The 8,099-nt window shown below is 54.5% G+C and carries 9 protein-coding genes; 2 read left to right on the forward strand and 7 right to left on the reverse strand.

What is annotated here, in order from left to right; all coding sequences use genetic code 11:
- Positions 1-716 (forward strand): ABC transporter substrate-binding protein (locus ACWB12_RS08010; RefSeq protein ID WP_479529550.1); only part of this gene is annotated, 716 nt, incomplete at its 5' end.
- Between the two features lie 90 nt (positions 717-806).
- Complete coding sequence (locus tag ACWB12_RS08015; RefSeq protein ID WP_479529551.1) at positions 807-1,496, forward strand: transglycosylase domain-containing protein; 690 nt, start codon at positions 807-809, stop codon at positions 1,494-1,496.
- Positions 1,497-1,501: 5 nt separating this feature from the next.
- On the opposite strand, the gene ACWB12_RS08020 is transcribed toward ACWB12_RS08015, so the two are convergent.
- The 7 genes from ACWB12_RS08020 to ACWB12_RS08050 all read right to left on the reverse strand — a co-directional run bounded on the left by ACWB12_RS08020 (position 1,502) and on the right by ACWB12_RS08050 (position 8,029).
- Entirely contained in the window at positions 1,502-2,467 is a 966-nt protein-coding gene (locus ACWB12_RS08020) for an MBL fold metallo-hydrolase (RefSeq protein WP_479529552.1), read from the reverse strand.
- A gap of 129 nt (positions 2,468-2,596) precedes the next feature.
- A complete protein-coding gene (locus ACWB12_RS08025; RefSeq protein ID WP_479529553.1) occupies positions 2,597-3,403 on the reverse strand; it encodes an aminoglycoside 6-adenylyltransferase in 807 nt (268 codons plus the stop codon).
- Between the two features lie 179 nt (positions 3,404-3,582).
- Positions 3,583-4,794: a M24 family metallopeptidase gene (locus ACWB12_RS08030; protein WP_479529554.1), complete on the reverse strand. Its 1,212-nt coding sequence runs from the start codon at positions 4,792-4,794 to the stop codon at positions 3,583-3,585.
- Between the two features lie 172 nt (positions 4,795-4,966).
- Positions 4,967-5,158 (reverse strand): DUF2783 domain-containing protein, encoded by a 192-nt coding sequence (locus ACWB12_RS08035; RefSeq protein ID WP_479529555.1) that lies wholly within the window; start codon positions 5,156-5,158, stop codon positions 4,967-4,969.
- 1 nt (position 5,159) lies between these two features.
- Positions 5,160-6,770 (reverse strand): FAD-dependent oxidoreductase, encoded by a 1,611-nt coding sequence (locus ACWB12_RS08040; protein WP_479529556.1) that lies wholly within the window; start codon positions 6,768-6,770, stop codon positions 5,160-5,162.
- A gap of 13 nt (positions 6,771-6,783) precedes the next feature.
- Complete coding sequence (locus ACWB12_RS08045) at positions 6,784-7,074, reverse strand: hypothetical protein (RefSeq protein ID WP_479529557.1); 291 nt, start codon at positions 7,072-7,074, stop codon at positions 6,784-6,786.
- 4 nt (positions 7,075-7,078) lie between these two features.
- Entirely contained in the window at positions 7,079-8,029 is a 951-nt protein-coding gene (locus ACWB12_RS08050; RefSeq protein WP_479529558.1) for an MBL fold metallo-hydrolase, read from the reverse strand.
- Positions 8,030-8,099: the final 70 nt, after the last annotated feature.

Here is an 8,099-nt window from a genome sequence, read left to right on the forward strand (position 1 = left end):
TTATCGTTGGCTCAACCGAGGGCGAAACCATCCTGTCGATCAATAATAAATCCGGCCCATTGTCAGACGTAAAGGTCCGCGAGGCGATTGCACATGCGATCAACCGTCAGGAAATCATCGACGGGGCAATGTCGGGATATGGCACGCCCATCGGCAGCCACTTTGCACCGCACAATCCGGCCTATGTGGATTTGACCGGCATGTCGGCTTATGACCCTGAACTGTCCAAGAAACTGTTGGCCGAAGCCGGTCAAAGCGATCTGAAACTGCGCCTGATGCTGCCCCCGCCCGCCTATGCACGGCGCGGTGGCGAGATCATCGCGGCACAATTACGAGCCGTCGGGATCAAGACCGAGATTTCCAATCTGGAATGGGCGCAATGGATTGAACAGGTGTTCAAAGGCAAGGATTTCGATTTGACCATCGTCAGCCATACCGAACCCGCCGACATCAACATCTACGCGCGTCCTGATTACTATTTCCAGTATGACAGCGCGGATTTCCAAGCGCTGATGGACAAGCTGAACCTTGCCACCGATCCGGCTGATCGCATGGCCATCCAAGCGGATGCGCAAAAAATGATCGCGGCCGAATACGTCAACGGCTACCTGTTTCAGTTGGCCAAAACCGGCGTTGCAAATGCGAAAATTCAGGGGCTATGGGCGAATTCTCCGACCCAAGCCAATGACCTGACAGGGGTTAGCTGGGCTGACTGACCTCAACACCAAATCAAAGGGGGCCTGTTACGGGCTCCCTTTTCCGTAAGGCGGGTTTCACCCCGCCATTTATTTCGTTAAGTTACCCACATGCGTATTTTTAAATACCTGTCCATCACCATCGGCACCATTTTCGCGGCACTCCTTCTGGTCTCCGCCTATTACATTGCACCCTACTGGAATAAGCTCCCTTCCAGTGCCGAAATTCACCGCGAAAGTGATGCCACCAATCTGCGCATGAATGCTCTTCCTGAACATGTGCATCATGCCCTGCTCGCCGCCGAAAACTCAGACTGTCTGGCGTCAAACGCCGGACCCATAAATTGCGTATTGAGAGCACTTATTTTCGACAGCCGTCCATCTTTCTGCAAATCACCAGTTCCCTACTTGGCAGGATGGAAATTTATTTACGAACAACCCAACGCTTTTAGAACAATGCACCTGCAGGATTTTCTTTTGGCCATCAAATTGGAAAACCAGTTAACACATAAAGATATTCTTATGCTTGAGCTGGATAGCGCATACTTTGGGGCTAAAGCTAATGGCATCACCAAAGCCGCAAACGTCTATTTCGCCAAATCCCCAACCAAACTCACATTGGCCGAGGCCGCAACACTTGCCGGAATGGTTAAATCGCCCACCCGTTACGACCCGATCCAATACCCCCACCGTGCCCTGATGCGCCGCAACGAGGTTTTGCAAGCGATGGTCAAACGTAACATGATCACCGAAGCGCAAAGCACCGCCGCAATGGCCGAACCCCTTGGCCTAAGCCAATAAGCTCCCTAAAACTGCCACAACGCCGGCACAAACTGGAACGCATCGCCATCGCGCTTCACATGGCCAACCCCCGGAAACGGGAAGTGATAACCCAGCACCGCGATCCTATCCACAGCCGCCATATCCAGCACCCGCGCCCGCGTTGCCGCCGCCATTTCCTTATCGTGATCCCGCCCGATCAGCCAGTCGGGCCGCGCGAAATTGGCGTGTGCATTGGTCAAACAATCGCCCAGCGCGATCAGAGATTTACCGCCGCTCTCCAGCCGCACCGACATATGCCCCAATGTGTGCCCCGGCGTGTGCATCAACGTCACCCCCGGCACCACTTCGTGCCCGTCCTGTGCCAGCACCCATTCCACCCCGTCCGCAGTGATCGAATTCACCGCCGCCAACACAAACTGCTGATCCTCCGGCTCGACTTGATTGACCAGATCATCCTGCAACCAGTAATCATGCTCGACCACCCCGATGATGTATTCAGCATCCGGTATAATCGCCTCGTCAAAATCATCACGAATGCCCAGAATATGGTCGGGGTGCGCGTGGGTCATCACCACATGACTCACCGCTTGCGGATCAATCCCTGCGGTTTCCAGATTGCCCATCAGACGGCCCGTGGTTTCAAAAAACCGGCTGCCCGACCCCACATCGACCAGCACTTTGGCATCGCCAATTTCAATATACAGATGATTGGTATGGGCATAGCCAATATCGGTTGGCAGAAAATGGCTGGCCATAAACGCCTGCACCTCGGCGGGGTCGGCGTTTATGCCGATGCCACTGACCGGCGTTGTAAAATACCCGTCCGAAATGATCGTCAACCGCGCCTCGCCAATGGTGAAACTGAAATGCGTTGGGTTGCCATCCGTTGGCGGCCCCACCTGCGCGCGCGCCACCATCGGCAATGCCATCGCAGGAGCCATTGCGGCCAGTTTCAAAATATGACGTCGGGTGGGTTTGATCAGAGTCATCGTTCGCCTCACTGGGTTTGGGAACCTGACTATAGGCGTGCCAAACCGAATGACACAATACAATTTGTGAATGTGTGTGGGTTTTGGTGATGGCAGATTTGTGGAGCAACGCTACCGTTCGTAATGCGATCACTTCAAATTATATGGTCTCTGCAACGATAGGGCTTCGCTTAGCCGCGCCCAAGTAGCTGCTTCAAAATGCTCTGGCCACTCCATACCCAAGCGTTTCGCTCTTGCCCGCGCACGCGGCAGGTATGCTTTCGCATAAGCAAGATGGGCAGAAATCATCGCATCGAGATTAGGAATTGCTGGTGGTAAAGACGTAAGGAGGTCTTTCTGCTCACTCGATATGAGCCGGTTGAGATGCAAAATGCCACCGCGATTGGGGGCATCGGTCTCTTCAATCAACAAGTCGACCATCAGATTGCGAAGGTGGAAAACTCCCAACACGCCATTGATGTATTCTTTACGACCCGCCGCAAGGTGCAAGAGGCCAAGTATCCTGATGAACTCCTCGACCTGATATCTGAATTTCTTCAGGCTTGGTCCAACCTTCTGTGCAGTTTCTGCTAAACTGTCAAAAATGTTGTCGTGGTCGAAAAGTGGTTTCAAATTGCTCTGTGCCTGTGACCCCATCTGATCAGCCTTCAGAATAATGACATCTGTGCGTGTCCAGTCTTCTGTGATGGCGTTGATCAAGACAGGGACGTTAATCCGGTCCCACCAAAGGACAATCTCGCCAGTTTTGCCAACAGCTCTGCGCCAAACCTCCGCAACTGCGTCAGACGCGCCGTCTTCTGCCACCATAACAAAATCAATATCGCTGTATTCGTCTGCCATGCCAGTCGCGTAGCTGCCACTAAGGAACAAGGCACGGATTCCAGACTGGTCTCTGGTGGCGTCAGTAATTGCTTGGATGACTTCACTGTGTTTCACGGGTTCTACCTCATAGTTACCCCATCTTTGGCATCGTAACTATCTTCTAGAGGGCGGTCAATTTGGGCTCAATGCCGTCATCTGATCTAAACCATCAGATGACTGCTCCCTTTCTATTTAGCCCAAAAAGCAACGTTATGCGGTCATAAAAGCATACCCCTTTACCACCTCACGCCCACCTACCCGACCACGTTAAATTCCGGCCCATACGGATACTTCGTGATGTTCTCGGCACCCTCTTCATCTACCACCAGAATGTCATGCTCGCGGTAGCCCCCAGCCCCCGCTTGTCCCTCGGGGATGGTCAGCATCGGTTCCATCGAAATCACCATGCCGGCCTCCAGCACCGTGTCGATATCCTCGCGCAATTCCAGCCCCGCCTCGCGGCCATAGTAATGCGACAGCACCCCGAACGAATGGCCATAGCCAAAGCTGCGATACTGCAACAGATCGCGCTCCTCAAAGAAGGCATTCACCCCTGCGGTGATCTCGGCACAGCTAACGCCGGGTTTGATCAGGCTGATGCCCAATTCGTGCGCCGCCACATTGGCCTGCCAAATTTCCAGTGATGCGGCATCGACCTCTTCGACAAACATCGTCCGTTCCAGCGCCGTGTAGTAACCCGAAATCATCGGGAAGCAATTCAGCGACAGAATATCACCGCGCTGTAAAACCCGCCCTGTCACAGGGTTATGTGCCCCATCCGTATTCAGACCGGACTGAAACCAGACCCAGGTGTCACGATACTCGGCATCGGGAAAGGCCCGCGCAATCTCCAGCTCCATCGCGTCACGGCCCGCCACCGTCACGTCGATCTCGCGCACGCCAGCTTTGACGGCATCCTTGATTGCATAACCACCAATGTCAGCCACCCGTGCGCCTTCACGGATCAAGGCAATCTCGGCGTCCGATTTATTCATCCTTTGCCGTGCCATCGCAGGGGCCACATCCAGCGTGTTGGCGGGTTTCAGAAACGCCACCAGCTTGTCATTCTGTAACATGGTCAGATGATCACCCTCGATCCCCAAAACCGCAAATTCGCCCGTGATCGAACACACCGCCCGCCAATAATTATCGCGCTGCCAGTCAGTATAGGTGATGTTGTCGCCATAACACCGCCGCCACGGTTGCCCCGCATCAATCCCGGCACTAATCGTCACGACTTCACGATAGGTCACCACCAGCGCATAGGGCCGCCCGAACGAGCAGTATAAAAAACCGGAATAATAAGCGATCGAATGCATCGAGGTCAGCACCACCGCATCCAGCGACATCATCTCCATGATCGAGCGCAAGCCCTTGATCCGCGCCTCGTATTCCAGATCCGAGAACGGCAATTTGGCCGCATCACCATTGTGCAGCCGGTAAAATTCTTCGCGTTGGTGTGTCATATCTAATCTCCTGAAACGGGGGCCAACTGCCCCCCTAGTGGCAATTCCCGGCGTTCAGGGTGTTTGCGGCACATGGGACATACCCACGTCAGCGACGCCATCGCTGTAGCCTGTCGTATATCGGGAGTGTTATTAAAACAAAACGATTAGGCAAGTGAAATCCTTGCCCGCCTCAAACCTCGGCCGCCTCGATCATCGCTTTCGTCAATACATTCCGGTCTCCGATGTGATTGGCCAGCAGTAAGATCAGCCTCGCATTGATCGCATCGGATTGCGCTTTGCTGTGGCCGTCATGCAGTGCCAGAAGATCGGCATAAAAATCATCAGCGTTATCAATGTTGGGCGTTGTAACCAGATCAGTCATATCAGTTTTCCCCCTGTGCGGTGGCGGTTTTTAGGGCATCCAGAATGGCGGTTTTATCATAGCTGGTCCAACGCGCCGCGACGTGTTGATCCGGCCGCATCAGATATATTGCACCCTTCGCATCGCCCAGATACCGCGCCATTAACTCGGGGCTTTCATCGGCACCAAGGGCGATGGTCTCAATCTCGATACCACACGCGCCTAGTCCTGTTTCGGCATCCAGACCAATCGCCAACAACTGGAAACTATCGCCTAACCGATCCAGCAGCCAACCATTCTCGGTCGGTGCATCTGCTGCCGCTGAGCCGGGACGCAATTCCCTAGGCAATTCAGCTGTATCAGGCCCGCTCAGCGATGATCCATCATAGGTGCACGGCACCGACAAGCGGCCAGAATTCACCAGTGGACGGGCAAATTCATGCCGCTTGGCAAGGCTTAGAACCGCGTTACGAAACGTGCGACTGATTTCGGATTTCGGGGTGATAAAATCGGTTGAACGGGTCGAATTCATAATGTTTTCATCCGCCCCGTAAACCCGCTCGACACTATAGGTGTCCATCAACGCGTCTGGGGCCTTGCCATCCAGAACCAGCTTTAGCTTCCACGCCAGATTATCGGTATCCTGCAACCCGCTATTGGCACCCCGCGCCCCGAAAGGCGAAACCTGATGGGCAGCATCACCAGCGAACAAGGTGCGCCCCGCACGAAATGCTTCCATCCGGCGACACTGGAACGTGTAGATCGACACCCACTCCAGTTCAAACTTGGCATCGTCGCCCAACATCGCATGCAAGCGCGGGATGATATTTTCGTGCTTCATTTCCTTTTCACGGTCGATGTCCCAGCCCAGCTGCAAATCAATCCGCCAGATATTATCAGGCTGTTTGTGCAGCAGCGCCGATTGGCCACGGTTAAACGCCGGGTCAAACCAGAACCAGCGTTCGGTCGGGAAATCGGCCTCCATGATCACATCGGCAATCAGGAAATTATCCTCGAACACACGGCCCTCAAAATCCAGTCCCAGCATCCGGCGCGTGGCAGAGTTGGCACCGTCACATGCGATCAGCCAATCGGCCTCGACCACATAGGGGCCATCCGGTGTTGTCACCTCAAGCGTCACATGATCGTCGTGCTGCCCCACGGCATCAACCTTGTTCATACCGCGCAGTTCAATCGGCTTTCCCTCGGCTTGCAAAGCACGCAACCGGTTCACCATGTATTCTTCTAAATAGTATTGCTGTAGGTTGATGAACGCAGGATTTTTATGTCCGCCTTCCTCCAGCAGGTCGAACCGGTAGGTTTCATCCTCGTCATTGAAAACCTTGCCAACATTCCACTTCACACCCTTATCAACCATCGGCGCACCACAGCCCAGACGGTCCAGAATTTCCAGCGGACGTTTGGCGAAACAGATGGCGCGGGAGCCGAACGATACTTTGTCATTGTCATCCAGCACAACCACCGGCACGTCGTGCTGCGCCAGATCAATCGCCGCACCCAGCCCGATTGGCCCAGCGCCGATGACCACAACGGGGTGGCGCACCGGCGTTATTACATCCTGATCTTTTGACCGTTCATAGGGATAGAGCGGGGTTTCAAAGATTTTGGTCATGTGGTCTCCGTGGTTAGACGTTGGATTCGCGCGTTACTGTCAGGCTGAACCCAATGATCAGAACGGCGAGAATAATCGTCCAGATAATTAGGCGGCGGCGTTCGGGGTTTGGCCCTTGGCCAAACAGGAATTGCATATGGATTGAGAACGAATTTCCAGCCCAGTTAATATACCCTTCGCCAGTTTTATCTGCTTTCTGTTTTACACGTATGGAAATGCCCCAAAGCGCGCGGAAAAAAAGAAACGCCCAGATCAGGAATGCAATTGTCGTCATGATTAGAATTGCGGTGGCAAAGGTAGACATATCTTTATTCCTGTAACGCTTCCCACATTGCGATGTCACGTTCCGCAGTCCAGATGCGCGGCGTGTCGATGCCACGGGCTTCGTCATAGGCACGGGCCACGTTGAAGGGCAGGCAATGCTCGTAGATGGCATAGTCGTTGAACTTGGGATCGCACTCGGCACGCACCGCATCCCATGCTTCTTTCAGGGTGCCGCCTCGGGCCGCCACACGCGCAGCGGGGCGGTAGGTGCTTTCGACAAAATCGAGCGTGCTTTCCAGTGCAGCGGCAACCATTTCACGCCCCACCAGCGCATCCCCACGCCCCGGCGCAATGCTGACCGGATCAAACATCGCAATGTTTTCCAGCGTATCACCCCAGTCGGCGAAATGGCCGTCACCGCAGTAACAGGCCGAATGGTATTCGACGATGTCACCGGTGAACATCACCTCGGCATCCGGCACCCAGACCACGGCGTCACCAGCGGTATGGGCGCGACCCAGATGCATGATGTCAACGCGCCGGTTGCCCAGATAGACGGTCATAGAATCGCTGAATGTGGTGGTCGGGTAGGTCAGGCCGGGGATGCTTTCATGCCCCTCAAACAGGCGGGGGAAGCGTTGGAATTCGCTGTCCCAGTCCTCCTGCCCACGTTCCACCACCATCGCGCGGGCCGCATCCGACATGATGATTTGCGGCGCACCATAGGCCGACGCGCCCAGCACCCGAACCGCGTGATAATGGGTTAGCGCCAGATGGCTGATCGGTTTGTCCGTCACCTTGCGGATTTCCTCGATCACTTTATTCGCCAGACGCGGGGTTGCTTGGGCCTCGATCACCATGACGCTTTCGTCGCCGATGATCACGCCCGAATTCGGATCACCCTCGGCGGTGAATGCCCACAAACCGTCGCCGATTTCGACAAAACTGGTTTTCTTTTCGGTCATATCACCCTGTGATGCGAATGCTTTGGCCATGTGTCGTTTCTCCTGATTGTTCTAGACAGCGGTGTGTTGCTGTGATTCTGTGGTTGCATGTATATTAACA

This window comes from Profundibacter sp., from assembly GCF_056498605.1.